This is a genomic window from Streptomyces sp. NPDC029138 (assembly GCF_055564375.1).
On the sequence record NZ_JBVHWM010000080.1, the window covers coordinates 19,527 to 43,521 of the forward strand.

The 23,995-nt window shown below is 72.0% G+C and carries 16 protein-coding genes and 3 pseudogenes; 7 read left to right on the top strand and 12 right to left on the bottom strand.

Going from position 1 to position 23,995, the window contains the following annotated elements; translation table 11 throughout:
* Positions 1–117 precede the first annotated feature (117 nt).
* The 3 genes and pseudogenes from ACZ4WH_RS38360 to ACZ4WH_RS38370 all read left to right on the top strand — a co-directional run bounded on the left by ACZ4WH_RS38360 (position 118) and on the right by ACZ4WH_RS38370 (position 5,937).
* Positions 118–3,411, top strand: a complete 3,294-nt coding sequence (locus tag ACZ4WH_RS38360) for a GH92 family glycosyl hydrolase (protein ID WP_468189718.1) — start codon at positions 118–120, stop codon at positions 3,409–3,411.
* 277 nt (positions 3,412–3,688) lie between these two features.
* Positions 3,689–4,203, top strand: a pseudogene (locus ACZ4WH_RS38365) (GNAT family N-acetyltransferase).
* 750 nt (positions 4,204–4,953) lie between these two features.
* Positions 4,954–5,937, top strand: a complete 984-nt coding sequence (locus ACZ4WH_RS38370) for an MBL fold metallo-hydrolase (RefSeq protein ID WP_468189720.1) — start codon at positions 4,954–4,956, stop codon at positions 5,935–5,937.
* Positions 5,938–6,328: 391 nt separating this feature from the next.
* On the opposite strand, the gene ACZ4WH_RS38375 is transcribed toward ACZ4WH_RS38370, so the two are convergent.
* Positions 6,329–6,805 carry a hypothetical protein gene (locus tag ACZ4WH_RS38375; RefSeq protein ID WP_468189722.1) on the bottom strand — a complete coding sequence of 159 codons (477 nt, stop codon included), beginning with the start codon at positions 6,803–6,805 and terminating at the stop codon, positions 6,329–6,331.
* Between the two features lie 210 nt (positions 6,806–7,015).
* Positions 7,016–7,227 (bottom strand): annotated as a pseudogene (locus tag ACZ4WH_RS38380) (NF041680 family putative transposase); the annotation flags it as partial.
* Positions 7,228–7,364: 137 nt separating this feature from the next.
* Between ACZ4WH_RS38380 and ACZ4WH_RS38385 the strand changes: the two are divergent.
* Positions 7,365–7,520, top strand: coding sequence for a hypothetical protein (locus ACZ4WH_RS38385; RefSeq protein WP_468189724.1), 156 nt, complete (start codon positions 7,365–7,367; stop codon positions 7,518–7,520).
* 119 nt (positions 7,521–7,639) lie between these two features.
* Here the strand turns inward: ACZ4WH_RS38385 and ACZ4WH_RS38390 are convergent, their stop codons facing one another.
* The 9 genes from ACZ4WH_RS38390 to bdeA form a co-directional block, all read right to left on the bottom strand.
* The gene (locus ACZ4WH_RS38390; protein WP_468189726.1) at positions 7,640–8,008 is read right to left on the bottom strand and encodes a VOC family protein; all 369 of its coding nucleotides are present in this window, start codon (positions 8,006–8,008) and stop codon (positions 7,640–7,642) included.
* Between the two features lie 480 nt (positions 8,009–8,488).
* Complete coding sequence (locus tag ACZ4WH_RS38395; RefSeq protein ID WP_468189727.1) at positions 8,489–9,784, bottom strand: ABC transporter substrate-binding protein; 1,296 nt, start codon at positions 9,782–9,784, stop codon at positions 8,489–8,491.
* Positions 9,781–11,010 (bottom strand): branched-chain amino acid ABC transporter permease, encoded by a 1,230-nt coding sequence (locus ACZ4WH_RS38400; protein WP_468189729.1) that lies wholly within the window; start codon positions 11,008–11,010, stop codon positions 9,781–9,783. Before ACZ4WH_RS38400 ends, ACZ4WH_RS38395 begins: the two co-directional genes overlap by 4 nt.
* Positions 11,003–11,899: a branched-chain amino acid ABC transporter permease gene (locus tag ACZ4WH_RS38405; protein WP_468189730.1), complete on the bottom strand. Its 897-nt coding sequence runs from the start codon at positions 11,897–11,899 to the stop codon at positions 11,003–11,005. The genes ACZ4WH_RS38400 and ACZ4WH_RS38405 overlap by 8 nt, the downstream gene beginning before the upstream one ends.
* Complete coding sequence (locus tag ACZ4WH_RS38410) at positions 11,896–12,675, bottom strand: ABC transporter ATP-binding protein (RefSeq protein WP_468189732.1); 780 nt, start codon at positions 12,673–12,675, stop codon at positions 11,896–11,898. The genes ACZ4WH_RS38405 and ACZ4WH_RS38410 overlap by 4 nt, the downstream gene beginning before the upstream one ends.
* A complete protein-coding gene (locus tag ACZ4WH_RS38415) occupies positions 12,672–13,442 on the bottom strand; it encodes an ABC transporter ATP-binding protein (RefSeq protein WP_468189734.1) in 771 nt (256 codons plus the stop codon). Before ACZ4WH_RS38415 ends, ACZ4WH_RS38410 begins: the two co-directional genes overlap by 4 nt.
* 544 nt (positions 13,443–13,986) lie before the next feature.
* Positions 13,987–15,249 carry a PucR family transcriptional regulator gene (locus ACZ4WH_RS38420; RefSeq protein WP_468189736.1) on the bottom strand — a complete coding sequence of 421 codons (1,263 nt, stop codon included), beginning with the start codon at positions 15,247–15,249 and terminating at the stop codon, positions 13,987–13,989.
* Positions 15,250–15,315: 66 nt separating this feature from the next.
* The gene (locus tag ACZ4WH_RS38425) at positions 15,316–18,660 is read right to left on the bottom strand and encodes a helix-turn-helix transcriptional regulator (protein WP_468189745.1); all 3,345 of its coding nucleotides are present in this window, start codon (positions 18,658–18,660) and stop codon (positions 15,316–15,318) included.
* A gap of 300 nt (positions 18,661–18,960) precedes the next feature.
* Complete coding sequence (gene bdeA / locus ACZ4WH_RS38430; protein WP_468189738.1) at positions 18,961–19,920, bottom strand: bis(hydroxyethyl) terephthalate hydrolase; 960 nt, start codon at positions 19,918–19,920, stop codon at positions 18,961–18,963.
* 287 nt (positions 19,921–20,207) lie between these two features.
* On the opposite strand from bdeA, the pseudogene ACZ4WH_RS38435 reads away from it, so the two are divergent.
* Together ACZ4WH_RS38435 and ACZ4WH_RS38440 are read left to right on the top strand one after the other, a co-directional pair.
* Positions 20,208–20,531 (top strand): annotated as a pseudogene (locus ACZ4WH_RS38435) (hypothetical protein); the annotation flags it as partial.
* Between the two features lie 78 nt (positions 20,532–20,609).
* On the top strand, positions 20,610–21,383 hold the full coding sequence (locus ACZ4WH_RS38440; RefSeq protein ID WP_468189739.1) for an HAD family hydrolase: 774 nt from the start codon (positions 20,610–20,612) through the stop codon (positions 21,381–21,383).
* Between the two features lie 13 nt (positions 21,384–21,396).
* Here ACZ4WH_RS38440 and ACZ4WH_RS38445 read toward each other — a convergent pair whose 3' ends face one another.
* On the bottom strand, positions 21,397–22,830 hold the full coding sequence (locus tag ACZ4WH_RS38445) for a gluzincin family metallopeptidase (protein WP_468189741.1): 1,434 nt from the start codon (positions 22,828–22,830) through the stop codon (positions 21,397–21,399).
* A 577-nt stretch (positions 22,831–23,407) separates the two neighbouring features.
* Here ACZ4WH_RS38445 and ACZ4WH_RS38450 point away from each other — a divergent pair.
* A complete protein-coding gene (locus ACZ4WH_RS38450) occupies positions 23,408–23,752 on the top strand; it encodes an NAD(P)H-dependent oxidoreductase (protein WP_468189743.1) in 345 nt (114 codons plus the stop codon).
* Positions 23,753–23,995: the final 243 nt, after the last annotated feature.

Below are 23,995 nucleotides of genomic sequence, written 5' to 3' on the forward strand. Positions count from 1 at the left end.
CGGGAAGGCGAACTCAGCGGCGTGCGACGGTGCTTGGGTCATTGACAGCGATCCGGTCGGCATGACACGTTCTCAATCTGCCCCAGCCGAGACAACGTTGTCACGGAGGTGTGCCCTATGCGGCTGTCCGTCAGACGGATAACGGCCCGCGCAACCGCTGTGGGCGTCAGCGCGCTCATACCAGGTCTGCTGTTCGGAGGTGTGCTTCCGCCTGTCGTGGCGGCTGCGGAGCCGGCTTCCGATCCTGCCGCGCTGGTGAATCCCTTCGTCGGCACCCAGAACTTCGGGAACACCTTCCCCGGTGCCGCCGCCCCGTTCGGCATGGTCCAGGTCAGCCCGGACACGGGCGGGCAGGGCGGATACGACTATCAGCAGGACAAAATCCTCGGGTTCAGCCAGACCCACCTCTCAGGAGTCGGCTGTGGCGTCTCCGGCGAACTGCCCGTCATGCCGACCACCGGAGCGGTCGACAGCGTGAACCCCGACACGTACCGGTCCACGTACACCCACGACGACGAGGAAGCCAGCCCTGGCTACTACCGGGTGGGGCTGTCGACGTACGACATCGATGCCGAGCTGACCGCCACGCGGCGCACCGGCTGGCAGCGGTACACCTTCCCGTCCACCGGCGCGGCGAATGTGCTGTTCAACACCGGCAGGGCCAACCAGAAGGTGTTCGACTCCGAAGTTCACGTGGTCGGCGACCGCACGGTGGAGGGGCGGGTGCGTGCCGGAGAGTTCTGCGCCGGACACGACAAGCACACCGTCTACTTCACCGCCACCTTCGACCGGCCCTTCAAGGACCACGGCACCTGGCGCGGTTCCACACGCAGCCCCGGCACGCGCGACGCCGAAGGAGAGAGCGGCAACGGCGCCTGGGTGACCTTCGACACCACGGACGACCGGGACGTCGTCCTGAAGGTGGGGCTGTCGTACACCGGCATGGACGGAGCCCGCAGAAATCTCGCGGAGGAAACCGGCGACTCGTACGACTTCGATGCCACGCGCGCGGCGCTACGCGCCACCTGGGAGAAACAGCTCTCCTCGATCAAGGTCGGCGGCGGGGCTCCGGACCGCCAGAAGGTGTTCTACACCGCCCTCTACCACGCCCAGTTGCACCCGAACCTGGCCGGTGACGTCGACGGCCGCTACATGGGGTTCGACGGCGCGGTGCACACAGCCGCCGACTTCACGCCGTATCAGAACCTGTCGCTGTGGGACACCTACCGGCCACAGAACCAGCTTCTGGAGATGCTGGAGCCACGTGTCGCCCGGGACGTCGCGTTGTCGGTCGTCGCGATCGGCAAGGACGGCGGGTGGCTGCCCCGGTGGGCGCTCGCCAACAGCGAGACCAACATCATGACCGGCGACCCGGTGACGCCGTTCCTCGTCGAGGCATGGTCGAAGGGCCTGCTGGCCGGGCACGAGAACGAGGCCTACGCGCTGCTGAAGAAGAACGCGACCAGCGCCCCGCCCGCGGCCTCCCCGTACAACGGCCGCTCCGCCGTGGACCAGTACAGCACGCGCGGATACATCCCGTCCGGCCTGGAGCTGAACAAGGACTGCGCGGACAAGGGCGGCGACAACGACTGCGCACACCCGGCCTCGGCGACCCTGGAGTACGCGGCGGCGGACGCGTCACTGGCCCTGATGGCCAAGGGGCTCGGGCACGACTCCGATGCGCGGAAGCTCGCTGCCCGCGGCCAGTGGTACCGCAACCTGTGGGACCCCTCGATCGGCCAGTTCCGGCCCCGCACGACCGCCGGGACGTGGATGACACCGTACGACCCGGTCGAAGCGGGCCACCAGTTCCACGAGGGCGGCGCGCACCAGTACCAGTGGCTCGTGCCGCAGGACCCCGACGGTCTCATCGGTCTCATGGGCGGCCGGAAAGCCACCGAGAAGCGCCTCGACTCCTTCTTCGCCTACGACAAGCTGCTCACCGACCCGGCCGGCACGGCGCGCGAGGACTGGATCTCCCAGCCGTACGACTACTACGGCAAGCCGACCTACAACCCCAACAACGAACCCGACCTGCTCGCGCCCTACATGTATCTGTGGGCGGGCGCGCCGGCGAAGACGGCGACCGTCGTGCGCGCCGCGATGACCCTGTTCTCCAACGGTCCGGACGGCATGACCGGCAACGACGATCTGGGCACCATGTCGGCCTGGTACGTGTTCTCCTCGCTCGGCCTGTACCCGACGATGAGCGGCGGAGACTTCCTGGCGCTGTCCAGCCCGCAGTTCGAGTCGGCTGTCATCACGATCGGCGGGTACGGGAAGCGGCAGGGCGGCACACTGACGATCAACGCGCCGGGCGCGAGTGACACCAACCGGTCTGTACGACACGTGTCGTTCGACGGGCGGGACGTACGGCGCACATGGCTGGACTGGGCCAGGGTCGCGCACGGCGGCACCCTGGTCCACCGGCTCGGTGCGACGCCGTCGGACTGGGGCACCGATGCGGGTGCCCAGCCGCCGTCGGTCAACCGGGCGGACGCCGACGGCCGACGGCACCTGGACGCGTCCTTGCGCGGCTCCTCCGACGTCGTCCCGGTCGGGGACAGGGAGCAAACCGCCCACCTGACCCTGGACGTCCTCGGTCAGGCCCCTGGTGAGCTGCGGGCGTCGGTGACGGCGCAGGAACCCACCGGCTGGCAGGTGACGACAAAGCCGCGCTCGCCGCTGCGGATCCGGTCCCTGCACCTCCCCGTGCAGAAGACGGTGTCCGCGGAGGTGACCGTGCCCCCCGGCACCGCCGCCGGGTCCTACCCGGTGCGCGTCACGGTCGAGGCGAAGGGAGCAGGCCGCGTCATCCTGGACGCCACCGTAGAGGTGCGTCCGGCCGCGGAATGTGCGACAGCCACGGACAAGGAGTGCGCAGTGGACCTGAGCAGGGACATGTCGCGCGACGGCACGGCCACCGCGGATGAGCCCGGCCAGGGCGACTTCGACGGATCCGGCTGGAGTTACGACGCCGGCCTGCTTCCGGCCGCCGGTCCTGTCACCTGGGGCGACGTGAGGTACGAGGCACCGGATCCGACCGGGACCGCGGCGAACTTCGTCGAGGCCCGCGGCCAGACACTCTTGCTGCCCGCCCGCAGCCACAAAACCCTGCGCCTTGTGGCGGCATCGCACAACGGGCCGGTGACGACCGGGCTGACCGTCCGATACGCCGACGGCGACACCTCCGAGGTTCCGCTCAAGGTCGGCGACTGGGCCGGACCGGCCCCCGACGGCAGTACCGTCGTCCTCGACATGCCCCACCGCATCAAGGCGGGCCAAGGCGTCGACGGGCCGCCGGTCCGGCTGTTCGGCCATTCCATCGAGCTGGACGACGCCAAGGTGATCCGCTCATTGACACTGCCGGACGATCCGCGGGTCGAGGTGTACGCGATCACGCTGTCGTAGGCGGCGCTCGGGCACAGCCATCGGAAGCCGTCCAGAGCACCTCGGCTGCCACCCACGCAGCCTGTACCTCCCTCTGATCCTGGCCGTGTTCGTCGAGAGGCTGCACAGTGATTTCAGGCGGGATGCAGTGCCGGCCGCGTATCCGGCTCTCGGCTCCGCGCCGGCACTCCACCGCAGGACCGACGCCTTCGCACGTACCCCACCTGGTCGCCCTGGTCCAGGCCGGCGCCCGCTTCGCACGCGGCATACTCGTCGAACGCTCCCATCAGGAGGCAGTGTGAGCGCCTTCAAGCCCGAAACGATCCACACCGACCGGCTGACCCTGCTGCCCGTGCAGGTCGAGCACGCCGACGAGATGGCCGTCGTGTTGTCCGACCCCGGCCTGCACACCTTCATCGGCGGCACTCCGGACACCGCCCAGGCTCTGCGCGCCCGCTACGAACGCTGGGCCGCCGGTCGCCCGAGCCCGACGAATCCTGGTGCAACTGGGTGATCCAGCTCCGCGACGCTGCCTGCCTGGCCGGCACGATGCAGGCGACGATCACCACCGACGACCGCGGAGCCGCCGCGGAGATCGCCTGGGTGGTGGGAATCCCCTGGCAGCGGCGCGGCATCGCCACCGAGGCGGCCCAAGGCCTTGTCACCTGGCTCCGGCAGCAGCCGGTGCACACGGTCGTCGCCCACATCCACCCCGATCACGAGGCGTCCAGTGCCGTCGCCACCGCAGCCGGACTCACTCCCACCGACCACTGGCACGACGGAGAGATCAGGTGGCAGCTGGCCATCAGCTGACCGCACGATCACGATCCACAGGTCTTGACGACTACTCGGTCGACATCGGCGTCGCGTTGTCCACCGTACCGAGGTGGGGCAGTTCGCGGCGGCGGTCGGGCGCTCTACGACCCGCCCCAGCGAATCGGCCCACCTCGACTGGGCCGACTCGCTCTACGACCCGCCCCAGCGAATCGGCCCACCTCGACTGGGCCGACGACACTCCCCGGCACCCCGCCTCCGACCATCGTGCACCGGCTTCCCGGAGCGACGACTGGAGAGCGGCCGGGATGAGCCCGTCGGCACCGGTCGGGAGTCCTGTTCGGTGCGGTGAGACTGACTCCCGCGTTCTCGGCCAGGGATGCCGAGTCGCGTTCGGCGTCGCGCGACAGGAGCGAGTAGTGGATCTGGTGGGCGACAAACCTGGCCTGGGTGTGCAGCGCGGAGATGCCGAGTGCCTTGCTGCTCCCTGCCGCACCGCGTCATCGAGTGGCGTACACCCGCTGCCCCTTGCCCCCGAAGGGCATCGCCCCCAGGGAGACCTCAGAGACCCAGACCGCGGTACGGCCCAGCAGACGCTACTTCACGAGCTACTCCTCACAGAGACCGAGATAGTTTACTGTTCAACTTACTGCATCTGCGGGAGGAACCGTGGCATGTGCGCCGCGGTGCGGACCCGTACCTCCTGCTTCGAAAGGGAGTGCCATGACGACCAGCTTTGAAGGCCCTGAGCCCAGCAGACGTCGAACTCTGCTGAAGGGCGCGGCACTTGTGGCTGGTACCCCAGCGGCGCTGGGGCTGCTGGGCGCGGCCACAGCGGGATCTGCTCACGCGAGCGAGGCGGACGCGCTACCGGACTTCGCGCCGGTCCCCGCGGCCGCGGCCGGTCCGGCCCTGAACGCGGACGGCTACTACGTCGGCCGGATCCGGGGCAATCTCTACTGGGTGACCGACGCCTACTACCAGGCCATGTTCCTCACCACCGTGGAAGGCGTCGTGCTCGTCGATGCGCCACCCACGATCGGACACAACCTCCTGCGGGCCATCGAACAGGTCACCAGGGCCAACGGCATGCCGCGCAAGGTGACACACCTGATCTACTCCCACTCCCACGCCGACCACCTCGGAGCCTCGGTCCTGCTGGGCAAGGACGTGGTGCGCATCGGGCACACCGAGAACCGTCGTCTGCTCCGCCTGGACCGCGACCCCAACCGGCCCGTCCCGACGGAGACGTTCGACGACCGCTACGTCCTCCGGGTCGGCGGCGAACGGCTCGAACTCGCCTACCACGGCCCGAACCACTCGCCCGACAACATCTTCATCCATGCCCCAGCGCACGAGACGCTCATGGTCGTGGACGTGCTCTACCCGGGTTGGGTGCCGTTCAAGAACCTGGCCGTCTCCCAGGACATCCCCGCCTGGGTGAAGGCGCACGACGTGGCGATGGACTACCCCTGGCAGACGCTGGTCGGCGGCCACCTCGGGCGCCTCGGCGTCCGGGCCGACGGCCGGCTCCAGATGCAGTACATGGCCGACCTCGACGAAGCCGTCCGCAATGCCTCGGCAACGGTGGACCCGACGCCCGGCCGACGTCTTCACCGTCGACAACGCCTATGCGCTGCTGGAATCCCAGAGGATCGACGGCGGCCTCCTCGGCCCCTTCGGCATCCGCCCGTAAAGCAGCCGCGCGCATGGACGGCAGGCCGGCGACATCGCCGGCCTGTAGCCATCACTCGGGCAGGTCGAGAGGCTTGAAGTGGATCAGCGCCCAGGTAGTTGGCGTACCCGACGCGATCCTGCTGGGACCAGTACTTGGCGCCGGAGTCCCATGCCTCGGCGAGCTGTACGGCGTGGTCGGCGTCGACTCAGTCTCCGAACGACGGCTCGCGGTCGTAGCCGGTACGGTCCTCTGCGGCGACCGGCAGTGCGGCCGCCGCGTCGGTCCGCGGCACTGTGTAGCTGGATGTCGGCTTGGCGGCGTGGACGCCAGCCGCGAGGAGTCGATCGCGGTGGTCTTGGTCCGGCGCGAGGCGTGGCCGGCGCCGGGTGGCCGTTCCGGAGCCGGAGGGCGAGCCACTCGGTCGCGTCCGGCGCGGTGCGCTGCCCCGTGAACGTCCAGCGTCGAGCACGGAGTCTCGCTTGGACGTCAGTCCCACGCGTTGAAGAGCACTCCGCCCAATGTGGTGATGCCGTAGAGGCGAACTTCCCGCCACTCGTCCTCCGTTAGGACCGAGGTGTCGATGTCCGAGAGCGACAGAGTGAGCTGCGCGCGATCAAGCACTACAAAGCCCAGCTCCGTAAAGGTATGGGCCCACGGTGGTGGTGCGAGGAACTCCTCGGTGTACCAGTCCCGGCGTTCCTGAGCGAATGCGATCCAGGGGTGGTAGGCGTGACACAGGATGACGCACTCGCCTGTGCCCTCGATGACCGTCGCGGTGTGGAACGTACGAGGGTACGTCTGTTCCTCTATCTCGCCCACATGGCCTTTGGCCGCCCGGGCTGCTGCATACAGCGCTGCCCGGAACGTCCGCTGGTCGGTTTCCGGTAGCGGCCCGTCCTTCGGCTGGAAGAAGCCCGTGGCGCCTCGCGGCAGTGTGAACGCTGCGTCCTTGTCTACGGCCATGTGGCTCATTCTGCCGAGGAGAAACGCTGCCGACGTCTCACCTGTAGGACCCAGCCCACATGGTGAGCGACGGCCGGGCGGCGGTTTTTCGAGCCGGGTGGCCGCCCGAGACCCAAGGGTCTGCTGGAACAGGTGGAACGTGTGCTCCAGGTCGAAACGGCGAGGAAGGACTGCCAGCGGCGGTCCACGTCGTCTGTGGTGGCGCCGGTAGACCCACGGCGGCGTCGGCCGTCGCTGACACGGTCGGAGCGGAGCCGGCCGAGGATCTCGATGGGCAGGTCGTTGAGCAGGTGGGCGATGCGGCGTGCGTCGTATCCGGCGCCCAGCACGACCAGGAGGCGGGCTGTCTCCAGCGCGGCCACGATCGAGTACGGCCAGCCTGGCACCATCCGGTACTTGCCCTCGCCCCGGCCAAAGGTGTTCGGCCGCTCGGCCCGGCCGCGCCCACGACGTCATCGCCGCCCGCCGCGACCGCATCCATGCCCACCTGCCTGCTGCCGGCCTCGGCGCCCCGCACCACCCGGGCTTCGTCGGCCTGGACGGCGACGGGGACGATCCCGTGGTCGTCACCGGCTTCAAGGCCACCCGCGCCCGCAGGCTCGCAACCACCGAGAAGGAGGCCGACCGGGCCCTGGCCGCCGGACGCGTCCCCGTCGCACGCGGCTTTGTCTACCTGAATGAAGAACTGGCGGATCCCCACCAAGCTCCGTACTGACCCCGCCGCGCCACCCACCTGTTTCGCGCGTTGCTCGTTCTGACGAACATCGAGGCCACTACCGGCGATTGATGTCTACCGCAGGTAGCCCGTGATCAGCCCATGCCCCCGGAACAGCGTCACCGGGCCGGTATCGGCTGAGTGAGGTTCACCGGGTTGCCGTCGGGGTCCTGGATGTGGGCGACGCGCTGTCCCCACGGCATGTCGTTGGCGCCGCCGCGGACCGAGCCGCCCAGCGCCTCCACCCGGCCGAGCGTCTCGTCGACGTCGTCGACACCGATGCTGAGCAGGATCCGCGACGCCGCCCCAGTCCCCGGGTCCGCCTTGGCCACCAACCCGAGGTCGGTGTCGCCGATGCGCAAGCCGAGGTAGAAGGCCGGGCCTTCCGCCGGTACCCGGAAGATCTCCTCAGCGCCGAACAACTTCGTATAGAAGCCGAGCAGAACGTTCTGGTCGGCAGTCACGATCACTGGCTGGATGGTGGACATGGCACTCCTGTCGAGAACGGTCGGGTCGCTGGGTAGACCGTTCGAGGACGGTGAACTCATCGGCAAACCACTCCGCCCGACGATCCACGACACAGACTGCCGGCCACGACCAGCGCGAGCACCCCGAAAGGAGGTCACCCCATCCCCCTGGCAAGCCACTCCAAGATGGCGGAGCCTCGGGAGAAGCGGGGGCATGCGCCCGAGCGGCAGCCTGGCACACGGTGCGCCATCCGTAAGTGTCCTCGGCGTCGGCAGATCCCTCGACAGCGGACCTGCGCCTGCGGCGGTTGACGGTTGCCGGGACCTCTGCCGCGTGGGCCGGTCTGCCAGAAGGCGGGCGCCGCGTTCGGTGGGGGACCGGTGTTCGAGGCCGCTCACCGGTGGTGGAAGCGGCCTCGAACAACCGTGGAGCACCTGCCCGGTGGCGAAGACGGCCACCAGGGGTGCTCCACAGTGCCTTCGTTCACCCGGGGTTCGGCATCACCCTGCCTGCGGCGCCGCGGATCCGTGATCGGCCAGGTACTCCTCCGCGCCCGGTATCCGATGCGTGTCCTCCGCGTCCACCAGGCCGCCCGGCGCGTCCGCGTCCGGCTTGAGCGTGTACGCGGAGAGGCTCGCGGGACGGTGCACGTCGGAGAAGTCCTGCGGGACGCCTAGACCGGTGTCCGCGTCACGCTGCGAGCGGTGTGCCTTCACGACGTCCTCGCGGGCGAGACTTCCCGCGGCGCAGGCCTTCTTCAGGTCGGCGCCGAGCAGCTTGGCGGCGTTGTAGCCGGACAGCACACCCGAGTCGACGGGGGAGCCGGGATACTTGTCCTGATAGGCCGTCACCATCTTTCGTACGCCCGGGAGGTCGGAGCTGACCGCGGGGGCGGAGCTGACCACGTGGAGCATCGCCTTCAGGGCCGGGGCGGCCGGGGTCTTCATCAGCTGCGGGGCGAAGCCCGGCGCGCTGCTGACGACGGGGACGCGCAGGCCCCGGGAGGCGGCGACACCGACGAGGGACGCGGTCTGCGCGGGCCCGGCGCTGACCAGGATCGCCTTCACCCCCTCCTTGCGCAGCGCGGAAACCTGGGCGGACAGGTCGGTGTCGGTCGCCTTGATCTTCTGTCCGACGACCTTCACGCCCGCCTTCCTCGCCGCCCAGGTGGATCCCTCCAGGGCGTTGGCGCCGTAGTCGCCCTCGAAGTAGACGTGGCCGATGGTGTCGCCCTTCCGCAGTTTCTTCGTGCGGGTGAGGAAGTCGACGGCGGCGATCATGTCGAGGTCGTAGGTGGTGCCGAGGACCTGGACGGAGTCCTTTCCGAGCAGGGAGGCGGCCCAGGCCTGCGGAAAGGTGAGCAGGTGGTCGCGCTGGACGTCGTCGAGCAGGGCGGCGACCACGGGCGAGCCGATGACCTGGGGCAGGGCGACGACGTCGGGGGAGATGTCGGCGTAGGCGGTGACCGCCTTCTGGACGTCGTAACCGTGGTCCTTGACGATGATCTCCACCTTGCGGCCGCAGATGCCGCCGGCCGCGTTGGTCTCGTCGGCCCACATCTGCTGGGCCTGGACGATGCTCTTGCCGAGGGTCGCGTAGGGGCCGGTCAGGTCGGTGAGGGCGCCCAGCCGGATGGTCTCGGCGGAGACTCCGGGGCCGGTGCGGACGCCGTCGGCGCCTTCGGTGCCGCTCTTGCCGCCCGCCTTGGCGCTGCATCCGGTGGCGGCGACCAGCAGGGCCAGGGCTCCGGCTATGACGGCCGTGGTGACACGGCGTCTGGGGTGCGGGGTGTTCACGGGGTCTGCTCCTCGGGTCGTACAGGTGCGACGGGGTGCGCGGACGGAGGGGCGGGCGGATGCCCGGAGGCACGCGTGGACGGATGAGGGGACGGACGTCCGGAGGGACGCGTGGACGGATGAGGGGAAGGATGTCCGGACGGACGCGCGGACGGGCGGGCATGCGGGCCGGGCCGTCGGCCGGGCCGGACGCGGGCGCGCAGGCGGCGGGTGAGGCCGTGCAGGCCGTCGGGGGCGTAGAGCAGGACGACGACGATGGCGGCGCCGTAGAGGTAGCGGGCCGCTTCCGTCGGGCCGACCGTGCCGTCGGCGGAGCCCGGGACGGCCACCAGGGGCAACTGGTCGGCGTACCGGGTCAGCAGCAGGGGCAGCGCGGTGACGAAGACCGCGCCCGCCGTGGCCCCGGCGACCGAGCCCAGGCCGCCGAGCACGATCATGGCGAGGTAGTCGACCGAGAGGGCGAGGGAGAAGTAGTCGGGGACGATCCGCCGGAAGGCCAGGGCCAGCAGGACGCCGGCCGTCCCCGCGTACATCGACGACACCACGAAGGCCGCCGCGCGGTGGCGGGCCACGTCCACGCCCATCACGGAGGCCGCGATCTCGCTGTCCCGCAGCGCCGCGAGGGCCCGGCCGGGTCGGGAGCGCACCAGGCCCCGGCCGGTGAACCAGGTCAGCCCCAACAGGGCCACGGCCAGGAACCACAGGCGCTCCTCGGCACCGAACGGCACTCCCAGCACCGTCAGTTCGGGCTCGTCCGCCGTGAAGCCGAAACCGCCGAGACGGAGCGGCGGCACGGAGCGGCCGTTGAAGCCGCCGGTGACGGAGTCCGCGGTGAGCAGCAGATGGTGACCGAGGAAGACCAGGGCGAGCGTGGCGACGCCCAGATAGATGCCGCGCACCCGGCCCGCGACGGGGCTGAACAGACCGCCCGCGGCGCCGGCCAGCAGTACGGCGAGGACGGCGGCGACGGCCGTCGGCAACCCCGGGCCCGGCTCGCCGGCCAGCCAGGTGTAGCCGTAGGCGCCGACCGCGAGGAAGAAGGCGTGGCCGAGGGAGAGCTGGCCGGCCGTGCCGCTGAGCAGCGACAGCCCGACGGCGCCGATGGCTGCGGCCACCGAGAACAGACCGATGCGCAGCCAGAAGGCGTCCAGGTAGAACGGAGGAACGCACAGGACGAGGGCGACCAGGAGCGTCCGGACGGGCTTCGGCAGACGGCGGTCAGACACGGGCCGCTCCCCTCGTGCCGAACAGTCCGGTGGGCCTGACCAGCAGGACCAGGATCATCACGGCGTACGGGGCGACATCGCCGAACCCCTCGCCCAGCCCGTGCAGTTCCGACTGATGGCCGGCGACCAGTGCCTCCGTCAGCCCGATGAGCAGGCTGCCGGCGAGCGCGCCGGGCGGCGAGGCCATGCCGCCGAGGATGGCGGCCGGGAACGCCTTCAGCGCGATCTGACCGGTGGTCCGCTCCAGGCCCGGCGCGGGGAACGCGGCGAGGAACACCGCCGCCAGCGCGGCCAGCGCACCCGCCAGACACCAGGCGAGCGTACGCACCCGGGACAGGCGTACGCCCATGAGCGCGGCCGCCTCCAGGTCCTCGCCGGCGGCCCGCAGGGACAACCCCCAGCGGGTGTACCGGAACAGGCCGAAGACGACCGCGATGGCCACCGCGGACACCGCGATCGCGGCGAGCCTGCTGTCGGCGACCGTCACCGGCCCGACCCTGGTCACCGCGTCGCCCCACGGATCGCCCAGCGACAGCAGGTCGCCCCCGATGCGCCGGGACAGGTCGGTGAGCAGCACGATGTCGACACCGATCGTGACGATCGTCTGGACGTGCGCGGTGTGCGGGTCGGGATCTCCGCGTCGCAGCAGCAGCCGGTCGATGACGCCGGCGACGACGGCGGTGGCGAGGACGCCCACCGCGAGGGCCCCGGCGAAGCCGAGGTCGTCGTGCAGGACGGCGGTGAGGTAGCCGCCGAGCAGGAGCAGGGAACCGTGGGCGAAGTTCAGGACGCCCGACGCCTTGAAGATGACGACGAAGCCGAGTGCGACCAGGGCGTAGACCGCGCCGAGGGCGAGCCCGCCGAGCAGGTCGTCGAGAAGACCGGTCACGCGGCTCCCTCCTGTGGCGTGCCGAGGTAGGCGCGCAGCACCTCGGGATCGCGGCGGACCTCGTCCGGCGTGCCGTGGGCGATACGACGGCCGAAGTCGAGGACCGTCACCTCGTCGGCGAGGCGCATCACCAGGCCCATGTCGTGCTCCACCAGCAGGACGGACAGGTCGAGTTCGGCGCGGATCCGCCCGATCACCTCGGCGGTGCGGACGCGTTCGGCGGCGTTCATGCCGGCCACCGGCTCGTCCAGAAGCAGCACGCGCGGCTCCAGGCACAGCGCGCGGGCCAGCTCCACCCGTTTGCGGTCGCCGTAGGACAGCAGGCCCACCGGGCTGTCGAAGTGCGCCCCCAGGCCGGTCAGTTCGGCGATCCGCCGGGCGTGGGAGAGGTGGTCGCGCTCTTCGCGCACCGCCCACGGCAGACGCAGCGCGCTCGCCAGGAAACCGGACCGCGCGTGGAGGTGCCGGCCGAGCATCAGATTGTCGGCGACCGTGCCCGCGGTGGTGACGATGTTCTGGAACGTGCGGGCCACGCCGAGCGCGGCGATGCGGTGCGGGGCGAGCCGGGTCAGGTCCGTGCCGCCGAGCCGGACCGTGCCGCTCGCGGGGCGGGCGAGACCGGACAGCACGTTGAAACAGGTGGACTTGCCGGCGCCGTTGGGCCCGATGAGGGCGTGCACCGTGTGGGGTGCGACGGTGAAGGAGACGCCGTCCAGGGCGGTGAGACCGGTGAACCGGACCGTGACGTCCCGCACGCTCAGAACGGGAACGGTCATGCGGCCCCCTCCTCGCCCAGGTAGAGGCGGCGTACCGCGTCCGTGCCGGCGAGAGCGGCGGCGGGGCCGGACAGCCGTACCTCCCCGGTCTCCAGGACATGGGCGTGGTCGGCGAGGGACAGGGCCATCCCGGCGTTCTGCTCCACCAGCAGCACGGCGGTGCCCTGGGCGTGGATCTCGCGGACCACCTCGGCGATCCGGTCCACCATGAGCGGGGCGAGGCCGAGCGACGGCTCGTCCAGCAGCAGCAGACGCGGGGCGGCCATGAGGGCGCGGCCGATGGCCAGCATCTGCTGCTCACCGCCGGACAGCAGCCCCGCGGCCTGCCGGCGGCGTTCGGCCAGCCGCGGGAACAGCGTGAAGACGCGGTCGCGGGCCTCGGCCACCTGCGCGGAGCCGCGACGGCTGAGACCGAGGCCGCCGCTGCGCAGGTTGTCGTCGACGGTGAGGCCGGTGAAGACCCGCCGCCCCTCAGGCACCTGCACCACCCCGGCCCGTACGGCGGCGACGGGGTCGCGGCCGTCGAGGTCGGTGCCGCCGTAGCGGACGCGGCCGGCGCTGATCGTGCCCCGGTGCAGGCGGAGCGTGCCCGACAGGGCGCGCAGCAGCGTGGTCTTCCCGGCGCCGTTGGCGCCGAGCAACGCGACCACACTGTCGTGCGGCACGGTCAGGGACACGTCACGCAGAGCGGAGACGGCACGCCCGTACGTCACGTCCACATGCTCGACGCGCAGGGCGGGCAGGTCGTCCGGTGGTGCTTCGGGCATCGCGGCTCCTCTGGGCCGGACCGGCGCACGGCCCGGGCTTGGTCCTTGGTTCTCGGTGCTTGGTCCTTGCGCTGGGGAGGAAGCTCACGAGACCACGGGTGGCCGAAGCGGGGACAGGCACGCGGGCGCGGTCGGTGCGGCGGCCCAGTGCGCACCCGGGGGAGTTGTGCGGGTGCCCAGCGGTTGGGGCGGTGGCGTGCGTGTGGGCCGGCGGGTGGTGCTGGAGCCGGCGGGTGGTTGGGGGCCCGTCCGGGCGGAGTCGGCGGGCGGGGCAGGGGTCGGCGCTCCGGACGCTCCGGGCGGGCCGGCGGAGCGCTGGGTTGGTGGTGGCGGCGTGCCAGTCGCTGCGGGGGCGGTGGACCAGGTACGACCGCACCCGGTCGGCACGGGCCCGGCGAGCGGTCGGAGGCGACTGGCCCGAGCGCGGTACGCGGGGCAGGGGAGCGGCCGGTCCGGGCGCAGTAGCGGGGCAGGGGGGCGGGCCGGTCCAGGCAGGGCTTCACGCGAGCCGGGGTTGGCTGTTGACGGTGGAGTCGCCGGGTGGTCAGGAGGTTGGCCGCCGAGGGCCGAGTCGGCGGGCGGTCAGGGCCAGGGCGATCTCGACCAGGTCGGCGGGGCGGGACAGGGAACGGCCGGTCAGCTGCTCGTAGCGGCGCAGGCGGTTCAGAACGGTGTTGCGGTGGCAGTACAGCCGTCCGCTCGCCCGCTGGGCGGAGCCGTCGCAGGCCAGCCAGACGGCCAGTGTGTCGAGCAGCACGTCCGCGTCCGCCGGTTCCAGCCGGGCGAGCGGGCCGAACGCGCGCTCGACGAGCAGGCCGGCGAGTTCCGGGCAGGACACGACGAGTGCCTCGGGGAGATGGTCGTCGAGCCGCACCGTGCCGCCCCTGTCGCCGCACAGCCGCAGGGCGGTGTCCGCCAGCCGGCGCGCCTCGCCGACGCCGGCCAGTCCGTCGAAGGGGAGGCCGATCCCGACGCGCAGCCCGGGCGGCGGCTGGTCCGGCGCCGGCACGACGCCGTCTTCGGCCAGGACGATGCCATGGTCCGTCTCGGGACCGGTGTGCCAGTGGACCCGCACACTCGGGGGCAACAGGGCCCGTACGGCATCGGCGGACCGCACACCCGCGACCGCGACGACGACGTACCGCCCCTGCTCGGGCAGACCGAGGGCCTGCGCGGTCTCCGGCAGGTCGGCGATGCGGCCGGTACCGTCCAGCAGCGCGGCGGCGAGCAGCCGCACCCGGTTCTCGCGCCGCCACGCGAGCCGTCGTTCGGTCTGCCGGTAGGCGTCCGCGACGAGCGTGCAGTGTTCGTCGACGAAGTCCCAGACGTCACCGGCCACATGCACCAGCAGCCGTACGTCCTCCGGAGCGGTGCGGGAGGTGACGTCGACGAGTTCCTGCCACACCAGCGAGCCGCCCAGCCGGAAGGCGTGCAGCAGCGCGTCCAGGGGCAACCCCTGTTCGGCACGGCCGACACCGATACGCCAGGAGCAGCGGTGTGCGGCCTCGCGGGTACCGCGCGGGTCGATCAGCGAGGAGACGCTGTGCCGCAACGAACGGTGCACCTCCTGCCAGACACCCGGGTGGTCGTCGTCCAGCGCGGCCCGGTAGGCCGGTTCCCGCTCCCGCAGGGCGGAGACCAGCCGGTCGGTGAGACCGGGCAGGTCGTCCAGCAGCGCCCGGGCGGCGCGGTGCAGCACCCGCAGGGCCTCGGCGTCGATCAGCGACCGGGGATGCGGTGCGCGCGGCCGGGGCGCCGGCTGGGGTCCCGGGCGGAACGCGGGTCGTGGCCGTACGGCAGGGCGCATGGAAGTCTCCCCCAGGGTCGGCTGACGCGTCGTGCTCCGAAGAATGACATACCGTCCGGTCGGTCCCTAGAGTTGTGCACTGGTCTTTTCCGCCTGCTCCACCAGGCGTGCCAGCTCCACCCGGGAGCGGACACCGAGCGCGGCGAAGACGTTGCGCAGGTGATAGTCGATGGTGCGGGTGCTCACCGACAGGCTCAGGGCCACCTCGCGGTTGGTGAGGCCCTGGGCGACGCGGCGGGCGATGCGCAACTGCTGCGGGGTGAGCCGGTCCAGCCCGTCCGGCAGGAACCCGCTCGAGGCCGAGGCGCCGGCCCCTCCCATCGCCGCGCCCGCTGCGGCCGTCCCCGCCGTCCGGATCATCCCCGCCGTCCTGGCCACCCCGTTCGCCCGCAGTTCGGCCGCCGCCTGCTGTGCCCACGGACGAGCACCGCAGCGTTCGAAGTCGAGCAGAGCGGCCCGCAGATGGCCGCGCGCCTCGCGCAGCCGGCGGCGTCTGCGCAGCCACTTGCCGTACAGCAACTCGGTGCGGGCCCGCTCGAAGTCCCCGGCGGCCTCCCCGTGCCGCCGCAGGGCCTCACGGTACAGCGCGTCGGCCGGCTCGGGCGGCGCCAGCAGGGCGCGACAGCGCAACAGCTGGGCCGGGGCCTGGCGGTCGGCGCCACACGCCGCCCAGCGCGCGAAGTCCTCGACCGCCTCCCGGGCCTCGTCCGGCTGCCCGGCCAGCGCGCACGCCTCCACGTAGCACGGCACGGCGAGCATCCAGACGGCGAAGTGCCCGCGCCCCGAGCCGGGCCGGACCAGGGGGCCCAGTCGCTCGGCGGCCTCGCGCGGACGGCCGTGGCCCAGATCGGCGCGGGCGGCGGCCCACTGGGCCAGCGCGGCGGCCTGCGCCAGCCCGTGCCGTCGGGCGGTGGCCAGCGCGGCGGTCACATGCTCGGCGACGGTGTGCGCCTCGCCCTCGATCGACGCCGCCAGGGCCAGCACGGCGTGGTGATGGGCGGCCGTGTTGCGCTGCCCGGTGCGGTACGCGCTGCCGAGGCCTTCCTCGGCATGGGCCCGGGCCGACGCATGCCGTCCCGCCCGGAGTTCGCCGTAGGCCAGGAACTCCAGAGCCCGCGCCTCGTGCACGGCGGACCCGTCCGCGCGAGCCACCGCGAGCGCCCGCGCAGCGGTCCGCCGGGCGGCGGTGGTGTCGCCGAGCAGCAGGGCCGCGGCGGCCGCTCGCAGGAGCGTGTCGGGGGCCTTCGGTGGGCGCGGGGGCTGCCGGGAGGCGTCGGCCGTGTGGGGGAGCTGGTCGGGGCCGTGTGTGATGTGTGCTTGTGGAGGGTGGTCGGCGGTCGAGGGCGGAAGCTGTTCGGCGCCGGCTGCGGTGTGCGCCTGCCCGGGGCTGTCGCCGGCTGTGTGCGGCTCTTCGTGGCAGTCGTCGGTTGTGTGCGGGAGCTGGTCATGGCGGTCGTCGGCCGTGTGCGGGAGCCGGTCGTGGTCGTCGGCCGTGTGCGCGAGCCGCTCACGTTCGGCCGCCGTCCACGCGCGGTCCACCACCCGCCGCAGGGGCGCGGCGGCCAGGTCGAAGCGGCCTTGCAGGACGGCCCGCATGCCCGCCCGGTGGTCGCGCAGGGCCACGGACGGTACGACGGTGTCGGCCGGCCCAGAGGCGAGGCGGGGACCGGCGAACGGGAGAAGGCCCCCAGGTGACTGCGTCCCGCCACCCGGGCCGCTCGCGTCTCCCGCGCTGTGAGCGCCGGACCACGAGCAGCCCCGGACCGGGCCCTCCTCCGCCAGCGCGCGCAGGCACGCAGCCAGGTCGCCCGCCGACCAGGCGGCGTCCGCGGCGGCCAAGGCGGCCTCGGCGGACCGCTCAGGGTCGTGCGGAGCGAACAACTCCGCGGCGAGCAGCAAGGTCTCGCGGGCGTCGTCGACGGGGCCGTCCCACCGCAGCACCGTTCCGCGCAGCAGCTCGGCACGCGCGCGTACCGTCGGGGGCGCCGGGCGACCGCGGGCCGTGTGGAGCAGCCGCAGGGCCCGGTCGGACTGCCCGGCCAGCAGCGCCTGTTCGGCGGCGGCCGTGTACCACCGGACCTGCTGAGTGCTGTCCCCGGTGAGGTCGGCGGCGCGGGTGAGGGCCGTGCAGCGCAGTACGGGCGACGCCGCCGGATCCGCCTGGGCCGTGGCGGCGGCGAGGTCGGCCGCGAGCGACGGAGCCGGAGCCGCGATGGCCCAGGAGTGGTGCAGCATCGCCATGAGGCCGCGCCGGTCGGGCAACGCACACGCCAGCTCGTCGTGGGCGGCACGGCGCCGCTCGGCCGACGCGTCGGCGTACACCGTGTGGCACAGCAACGTGCTGCGGAAACCGATCCGACCGTCGATTGCATGGAGCACCTCGGGCAGCGGGGCGACGTACGGTGAGAACGGGCTGCCACCGCTTTCACCGCTGCCGTACGGGGCGGGGACGAGGTGCGACACCGGCCGACCGCTGTCGGCGGCATGCGGCCCACACAGCTCGACGCGTCGCGGACCACGCCGTCCCTCGGAGCTGTCGAACCGCCAGGACGGCGGGCCGGAGCCCGGCGCGGAACGGTTATTGTCGGCCAGTGGCCGCGGCGGTGGCCCGAGGCGGGACGCGCCCGCGGAAAGCCGCGCGGCTGCGCGCCGCGCGAGATCGGCGTCGACGGTGGCCTCTCCCGACACCCGTAAGGCAGCGGCGGTCACCAGCAGAAGGTCGCGTTGTCCCGGAAGCGCCCCGGTGAGGTGGCCGCCGACCAGCGCGGTCAGCGTCTCGGCATCGACCACGGGCCGCGGCAGGGGGGCGAGCCCGCGCAACTGGGCCGGGGTCAGGCGGTGGAACACACGCAGCAGGAGGGCGGGATTGCCCTCCGCCGCGGCTGAGATCTCGTCGCGCACCCCGGGGTCGAGCCCGTCCTGTGCGATGTCGTCCAGCAGGGCGGCGGAGTCCTGCGGGGACAGGGGAGCCAGGCGCAGCAGCGGCAGGCCGGCGAACTCGGGATCCACGGGACGGTGTCCGGCGACGGTGAACAGGAGGGCGACACGGCCCCCTTCGGGTAAGTGAGCGGCGAGTCGGCCGAGCGCGGACCGGGAGGCGGCGTCCCACAGATGGGCGTCGTCGACGCACAGGAGAACGGTCCGGGGCGCGGCCGTGGACTCCAGCGCACCGACGAGTTCCCGCACCGGGTCGGCGGCGCTGACGACGGGTGCCCCCGCCGCGCTGCACAACGAGAGGATCCCGGTCAGCGGCTCCCGGAACTCCCCGGCCCTGGCGCGCACGGTCACGACGGGCCCGGCGGTGAAGGCGCGGGCGGCGTGGGCGAGGAAAGCCGAGCGACCGCCCCCCGGCTCGCCGGTCACGACACAGGCACCGCCGCCACGCAGCCGGTCCGACAACGCTGCCATCACGTGCCGTTGTGGACCCGGCCGGTACCGCGGTGAGGCGAGTCCCAGGGGCGTCTGTCCGGTCATCCCACGACCTTACTGACGCGTAAGGAAGCGTGGAAGCCGTGCGTCCGGGCCTCCCGTCCCAGGCTTCAGGGCCGTCACCTGCGCGTTCCCGGCGAGTTGGCAGGGAGCGGTTTGTGCCGCGGCACACCGCGCGCGGCTCCGAACGGTGCTTCGGCACAACGCCGGCGGCGGCCGCCGTCACGGGCGACCGCCGCCGGGTCACGGACGGACGATCAATCCATGGGTACGCACACGCGGTCAGCTGGTGTGCGGGCAGTTCCCCCGGTACTCCTCGATGGTGAGGCTCGGCCGCGGCAGCGGACACAGGAACTGCTCGTATCGGGTGTCGTTGTCGATGAACCGCTTCAGCCACGAGACGCTGTACTTCGCGATCGTCGTGTTCGAGGTGTTGGGCGTGAAGTGGGTGGCGCCGTTCAGCTCCAGGTACGCGCGGTCGAGGGAGCTGGGGAGCGTGTTGTAGAAGGGTTCGGCGTGGGTCGCGACGGGAGCGATCGTGTCACCGTCGGCGCCGAAGATCAGAGTGGGTGTCTTGACCTCGGGCCAGGTCTTGTCGAGGTTCCACGGGGTCAGCGGGATCGCCGCCTGCAACGAGGGACGCGACTTCGCGGCCTCCAGACTGCCGCCGCCGCCCATCGAGTGACCCATGACGCCGAGACGGGTGGAGTCGATACGACCGCGGACCGAGCTGCTCTTCGTCAGATAGTCGAGCGCGGCGAGCAGTTGGTTCCCCCGGGAGTCCGGCTGGTCCAGCGTGGTGAGCGTGTCGATGGTGAAGACCACGAACCCCTGGGACGCCAGACGCGGGCCCAGCCAGGAGATGGAGGACTGGGTGCCGGTGTAGCCGGGCGAGACGGCCACGGCCCCGAAGGTGCCGTCGGCGGTGCTGGTCGGGTAGTAGATGGTGCCCCCGCCGAATCCGCTGACGGCGAGCCGGGAGACGGTCGTCTCCGACACCGCGTACGGTCCGCGGAGCGCCTCGATGCTCGATTCGGTCGGCGCGGGACCACGCTCGAAGGGGTTGTCCGCACCGTGGGCCGCCGGCCCGCCGAGTGTGGTCAGGCCGAAGACGGCGCTGACGGCGGCGGCGAGGGCCGCGAGCCGTCCGGTACGACGGCCACGACGGCTGGTACGCGGTTCAGGAAGGGCCGGGTGCGGACGGTGGGCCGGTGACGTGGTGCCGGTGTGTGGGTGCTGCACGACGAGTCGTCCTCTCTGTCGCGGCGAGCTGCCCGTTCGGCCTCGCAGGCACGCACATGCGTCCGACGCCGAAGGGCACCGCCATTGGGCTGGCGGTGCCACTGTCGACGCCGGGCGGGCATGACGGGACCGGCAATGTCACCGGTCTCGTCGACCACGCGGCCGGCGGGCCGCGCAAACCTGACCGGGTCTGCTGCTGATGGGCGCTCCCTGGTGTTCCGCGACTGCCATCCGCCGTCCAGCCCACCGGCCCGGCCCCCGAGCGCCCCGGGACACGTCACCCTGCCCGGCCCACCGTCGAGGCCTCCGGCCTGTACCCCTACGATCTGCCGCTGCCGCTGCCGCTGCCGCTGCCGCTGCCGCTGCCGCTGCCGCTGCCGCTGCCGCTGCCGCTGCCGCTGCCGCTGCCGCTGCCGCGCCCCGACCCGGCCCGGCGCGCCGCCTCCAGGCCGCCCTCGATCGGCTGCGCCACGAGTACGAGGACACCGCCACCCTCCCGCTCAGCCTGCACACCGCCGTGCTGCGCCACACCCTGCCCGCGTTCCTGCTGCGCCCCGCGCATCTCGCCGTCGGCTCCAGGGGAGGCCTCCCGTGGGCAGACCGACACCACCGTTCGGGTGAAGTCGCGCTACGACGTCTCACCCGGGTGGGCCCGACTCGGAAGCGGCCGTCGTGGGGAGGCACTTCGCATGCCTGTGATCTTCTTCGACATCGGGGCGCCTCTGGCGGACGCCCGTGTGGAACCCGACGGCTCTCTGACACTGCGCCCCCGACCGCGCGTCATGGCCGTGCTCGACGCCCTCCGCGACGTACGCACCGGCATCATTTCCGACCCCGGGCCGGGCGCCGATGCCGCGTCACGTGCCGCGGCCGCGCTGCGTGAGGCGTTCCCCGGCCGGTTCACGGACGAGGCACTGGTGCACTGGGGGGCGAAGGACGGCCGCGGGATCTTCGACCGGGCGGTCGCCGGCGCGGGGGAGGCCACGGTCGGCGACTGTGTCTTCGTGGGCGATGACGCCCGGGAGCGCGCGTTCGCCCGCGAGGCGGGGATGCGCTCGGCGGCCGACCCGGTGTTCGCGCGCGCCGCGACGGAGAACCGTCCAGTGCACCGGGCGTGGATCGAGCTGCCGGACGGCCGGGGCCTGCCCGAGCTGACCACAGCGGTGAACGACACGGAGGCCGTTGTCGTGCGGAGCGTCTCCGAACGGCTCGTGCTCGCGATGGTGACCACGCGGGGCACCGAAGCACTCGAACGCGCCGGTTTCCCGGTGGACCTGCAAGAACTGGTCGACGGCGGACCGATGGACGACGCCGAGCGCCGGGCGTCCGAGAAATTCATCAGTGATCTGCTGGCGCGGGGCGAGGCGGTGTACGAGGGCGAGAAGCCGACGCCGCGTACCACGCACATCGTCACGAGCGAGGACGACGGGCGGCTCACCGCCCGTCGTCTGCGCTTTCGTTGACCCGGCCGATCACTCAGTCGAAGCACCGCCGGACCAGGGCGAGGCCCTCACCGGTCGTGCTCTGGGCGATCTCGTGGGTCTTCAGCCGGGAGGGACTGTCGTCGACGATCGCCGCGGCGGTCCGGTGCTCCTCGGGCACGTGGACGCGGCCCCGCCGGAAGAGGTCCTCGAGGTACGACGTGGCGACCTGCTCGGGGTCGGCGGGCCGCACCGAGCCGCCTGCGGGGTCGGAGCTCGCGATGCCGAAGCGTCGTTCCTGCGCCGGGGCGGACAGGGTGAGGGGCTGGGTGATGCCGTACATCGCCCCGTGGACGGTGACGGCCGTCAGACCCTCCTCCTCACTGCCGCCCGGCGTCGCCTCAGCCATGCCGGCGCCTCGGCGAGCCACCTCCGGCTCGGTGATGGCCGTGGCGGCCTCCAGGGCGAGGATGCCGTGGCGGATGAACGCCGAGCGCAGGGTCGGGCCGTATGTGCCGCCGTTGCGGCGCTGGTCCGCGGCGATCATGTGACCCGCGACCTGTGCGTAGTACCCGGACACCACGGGCGCGGCCACGACGGCGTCCACCAGCAGCTGGCCCGCGATCTCGGCCGCCCTGGCCAGGCCGGCCTGGTCCTGTAGGTCCTGCTGGCGGAAGACCCCGGCGACGATCTTCAGGAACGCGCCGCTGAACACTCGGGAGAACGAGTGCGGCTCGCTGGACAGCGTGTTCGCGGGCCCGCTGGGCGGCAGATGGACCGGGTCGCGGTAGAAGAAGTTGTTCGACATGTTGCGCAGGCAGTCCGGATCGACCGCGTTCGGGTGGCCCTGCCGGATCGCGGCGCCCAGTTGCTCGGCCATCCTCGACACCCGCGAGGACAGCTCAAGGTCGCTCTGAGTCTCGGCGAGTACCGCGATCCGCAGCGGTTCCAGCCGGAGAGAGGCCAGCAGTGCGCTGATGTCGCCGAAGGCTTCGTGCAGGGAGGCCGTCTCCGCGCTCGCGGCGTTGAACAGCTGGGGGCGCAGGGCGTCGAGGACCCCGTGCCCCATCTCGTGCGCGACGATCTCGGGACTCTCGCAGGCGGCGACGGTGACCCCTGCTACCGTGCTGCGGAAGAACCACAGGCCCTTGCGGTCGTAGAAGGCGTTGAGGTCGACTCCCGCGTTGAGGTGCGCGGTGAGGGCGCGGCCGACCGTGGGGCGCCACTGGGTTCCGGTGGGAACCAGCGGACCCCAGGTCTGGGCGGCCCTGCTGAGGGCATCGGCCGCCACCCAGTAGCGGAACGCCTCGGTGCCCGGTCCGGCACCGTCCGGCTGCGGCGCGGGGTCGGCGATGGCCGTCGGGAACGGCTGCGTGTCGAGCTGGGGAACGGGATGCGGTACGGGCATGTTGACCCGGGGAGGAAATCCGGGGTCGTCCTCGTACACCAGAACCGTCGGGATCGCCGCTGTCTGTTGCTGCACCGTCATGGTGGCTTCCTGAGAGGGGAGAGTTGCGGATGATGGAAGTTGACGGGGAAACTTTTGCCAAGAGCCCGTCGTGTTCAGTACGAGCCCGCCGCAGCCCGGCGTCAATTCGAACAAGGCGGGTAGACGCCTCCAGTAGGTGGGCCGTGGCGGCCGGACAGGCGGTTGTCCACGGCCCATGGACGGTGCGCACTCCCACAGGCCAGGGAGAATGACATGACGGCCGGACGGGTGACGGCGCGAGCGTGAGCCGGGTACGGCCACCGGATGATCGATCGCCCTGACCCGTCTGCTCGGGCCCCTGCGCGACGGGTACCGGGCTGTGGACCGGCTGTTGGAGTCCCCCACCCTCCGGCAGTGGTGCGTGATGGTGGCCGGGGCGGCGCTGCTCACCCCCCTCCTGCTGCTCGGCGCTCCCTTCCCCGTGGTGAGAGACCCCCTCGCACCCCTCCGCGAACGGCGCGAGCAGCGCCGCCAGGAGCGGATGATCCGCCTGGGCGCCCAAGGAACTGGACTGGGCGCTCAAGGAACTCCTCTTCGACGGTGACCGTCTGGCCCCCGGGGCCGGTTCGCGCAGTGGTTGATCACTGAGCGGCTGCCGCGGCGGAGCGCCCGGTCGACGGCCGCCTTCAAGGCCTGGATCGACCAGATCTTCATGGCGGGGCGCACCTTCGCCTACGGCTCCGAGGGCCCCGAAGGTCTGCTGACCGGCAAGAAGACCGTCGTGATCCGTGCCTCCGGCAGCGACTTCACCGACCCTTCCCTCGCCGCTATGGACTTCCACGCTCCTTACCTGCGCAGCGCGCTCGCCTTCGTCGGCATCACGGACGTGGAGATCATCTCGGTCAACGGCATGGCCTCTCCTCAGCTCGAGGAAGCCCTTGAGAAGGGCACGCAGGCAATCGAGGCCTCTCTCGCGGCCTGACCGTCGGTGAGCCCGACGCGGTCCGTCGTGTCAGGGCATCGGGTTCTGTGGGGCTCACGCCGGCCGGACGGCGACCGGGGTGGCGGTTTGCGGCACCTTCAGGCGATCCTGTGCCGCCATACCGAAGAGTGGCGGGGGGGGGGGGGGGGGGGGAGGGCGGGGGGGGCGAACAGAGAAAACGGCCCACGAGTGGGGAGGAGCAGCAGCGCCGTGGCCTGGGGGAGGGCAGGGCCGACTGTGCCG

What these genes read in the sequence shown, in the direction of transcription:
- ACZ4WH_RS38360 (WP_468189718.1), top strand. Translation starts at nt 118, where the DNA reads ATGCGGCTGTCCGTCAGACGGATAACGGCCCGCGCAACCGCTGTGGGC.
- ACZ4WH_RS38375 (WP_468189722.1), bottom strand. Translation starts at nt 6,805, where the DNA reads ATGGCCGTAGACAAGGACGCAGCGTTCACACTGCCGCGAGGCGCCACG.
- ACZ4WH_RS38390 (WP_468189726.1), bottom strand. Translation starts at nt 8,008, where the DNA reads ATGTCCACCATCCAGCCAGTGATCGTGACTGCCGACCAGAACGTTCTG.
- ACZ4WH_RS38410 (WP_468189732.1), bottom strand. Translation starts at nt 12,675, where the DNA reads ATGACCGTTCCCGTTCTGAGCGTGCGGGACGTCACGGTCCGGTTCACC.
- ACZ4WH_RS38415 (WP_468189734.1), bottom strand. Translation starts at nt 13,442, where the DNA reads ATGCCCGAAGCACCACCGGACGACCTGCCCGCCCTGCGCGTCGAGCAT.
- ACZ4WH_RS38420 (WP_468189736.1), bottom strand. Translation starts at nt 15,249, where the DNA reads ATGCGCCCTGCCGTACGGCCACGACCCGCGTTCCGCCCGGGACCCCAG.
- ACZ4WH_RS38440 (WP_468189739.1), top strand. Translation starts at nt 20,610, where the DNA reads ATGCCTGTGATCTTCTTCGACATCGGGGCGCCTCTGGCGGACGCCCGT.
- ACZ4WH_RS38445 (WP_468189741.1), bottom strand. Translation starts at nt 22,830, where the DNA reads ATGACGGTGCAGCAACAGACAGCGGCGATCCCGACGGTTCTGGTGTAC.